Consider the following 2,021-nt stretch of genomic DNA (forward strand, 5'->3'; position numbering starts at 1 on the left):
TTCAGGGCAACATCGCGACCCAGATTTTCGTCCCGGGCACAGTAAACGGACGACATACCACCGCGGCCAATAACTTCACCCAACCGATAACGTCCGCCGAGCACTTCATTCTTGATGGAGCTAGGCGATTCCGCCACCATAACCCGTTCCTCCCGGTGCGCTGCGGCACTGTCGTAGAACAAATTATACGGGCGGTGGAGTAAACCGACGATTGGCCGCGGCTTCGGTTCCATGACACGCCGATGGTCCGGCGGCGAACTTCGTAACTTTCTCGCCGCCGGACCACCGTCCACAAGGACATGTGTGCTGATGACATGTTTGCGTTGATTTGTCTGGTTGATTCTTTGGTTGTGCGGGGTCCTCCTTCCTCCCAGCCTGCTTGCTGCTGCCGCTTCAGGCGCATGATGCAGGCACAGTCAGCCATGGTTCGCTATCTAGGACACCCTGCGCTTGCGGAGCATCAGGAGGATTCCTGCCACCAGAAGCAGCAGGGCCAGCGGGACCAGGGAGAGGTCCACTCCCGTCTTGGCCAGGCCGTTGGCACGCTCGGCAGCACCACCCTCCGCCGGGGTGCTGCGAGGGGTGGTGTCGACGGCGATGGCGCCGCCAACTGCCGTGGAGCCGGCCGGTGCTGCCGAAAATCCGCCGACGCCGGCAGTGCCGGCATCAGAAGCGTTGTTCGAGCCGGTGGTGACGGTGCCGTTGCTGGTGCCGGCGCCGGGTGTGTTCGTGCCCTGAGCGTTAGTTCCGGGGTCAACGGTGCCGGTGCCTCCCGTGTTGCCGTCACCCGGGGTCCCAGTGCCTGGGTCAACGGTGCCCGGAGTGCCTGTGCCCGGGTTCTCCGTGTCATTGGCGTCATTGCCCAGCCCCAGGCCAAAACCCAGCCCCAGGTCAATGACGGCGGCCAGTCCACCCGTGCTACCGGTACTGCCAGTGCCGATGCCGACGCCAGCATGTATGGCGGCATCGAGTCCGCCGGTGGTGCCGTCGGTTCCGTTGGTGTCCCCGAGGTTGATGTCCACGACGGCGTCTACGAGGGTGTCGGTTCCGCCGGTGGTGGTGCCGTCGGTTTCCTTGTTGTCCCCGAGGTTTATGTGCACGAGGGCGTCGGCTCCGCCGGTGCCCAGCCCATTGGTGACACCCCCGGTTCCTGCGGCTGTGCCGAGGTCAACTGCAACTTCTGCTGCGACTGCGGGATCGGCCGTGGCCGGTGCAGTTGCGTTGGTAACGGCGGTGCCGAGAGCGAGGTCGACGGCGGCGGCCGTGGCGAGGTCGGGGCTGCTGGTTTGGCCGGTGGTGTTTCCGAGATCAACGGCAACGTCTGCTGCGACTGCGGGATCGGTCGTGGCCGGTGCAGTTGCGTTGGTAACCGCGGTGCCGAGAGCGAGGTCGAGGTTGGCTACGGCGGCGACGCCCGCTGACTCCGACGGCGTTGGGTCACCCAGCAGGCCCAACGACACCGTGTCAGCGGACGCCGCCGCCGAGATGAGGGCAGATGCGGAAAGATCCGATCCGCTGCTGGTATCCGCGGCGTACGCCGTGGTGCAGCCGAAGGCTAAAAGCCCGCCGGCAAAGAGGGTGCCGAGCATCCCCCTGCGAAGGTTGGAACTCATGATGATGTCTCCTGAAAGTTGAGGTAGGGGTGCGTGTCAGCAACCCGTAATGCCGCGTTCTGCCTGAAATGGGCAGACGTGCCTCAACTAGTCAGGAGAAGAACCGGGGTCGAACGACACCGGTGCAGGGACGTGCTCAGAGGTTTTGCCGGCGCGGACAGCGCCGGCAATAGGAAGACCAAAGGTGAAGGGGCTCAGCCATGCCGCCGAGGCGGATGAGCCGGACATGGAGTTCCCGCTTCCCGCCCCTGAACCGGGGGCAGGAGCCTGGGCAGGGATCGGCGAAGGGCCCGAGTCCTGCTGCTCTACCGCGACGCCGAATGCTGCCTCAATGCGAGATGCTGCGATTGAAGCCCAAAGAGCGGAAGAAGAACTCGCAAGGGCAACCGGACCGACAGGGGAGGCCGC

At 64.8% G+C, this 2,021-nt stretch carries 2 protein-coding genes; one reads left to right on the top strand and one right to left on the bottom strand.

Features of this window, described 5'->3' with window-relative positions; genetic code table 11:
- Positions 1-434: 434 nt before the first annotated feature.
- Complete coding sequence (locus tag AC5RWX_RS32755) at positions 435-1,613, bottom strand: hypothetical protein (RefSeq protein WP_494100335.1); 1,179 nt, start codon at positions 1,611-1,613, stop codon at positions 435-437.
- Between the two features lie 184 nt (positions 1,614-1,797).
- On the opposite strand from AC5RWX_RS32755, the gene AC5RWX_RS32760 reads away from it, so the two are divergent.
- The coding region (locus AC5RWX_RS32760) for a hypothetical protein (RefSeq protein WP_494100336.1) at positions 1,798-2,021 on the top strand (224 nt) is incomplete at its 3' end.

This window comes from Arthrobacter sp. SPT-J7, assembly GCF_059089965.1.

Excerpts from the sequence above, each read along its gene's own strand:
- AC5RWX_RS32755 (WP_494100335.1), bottom strand. The coding sequence starts at position 1,613 with ATGAGTTCCAACCTTCGCAGGGGGATGCTCGGCACCCTCTTTGCCGGC.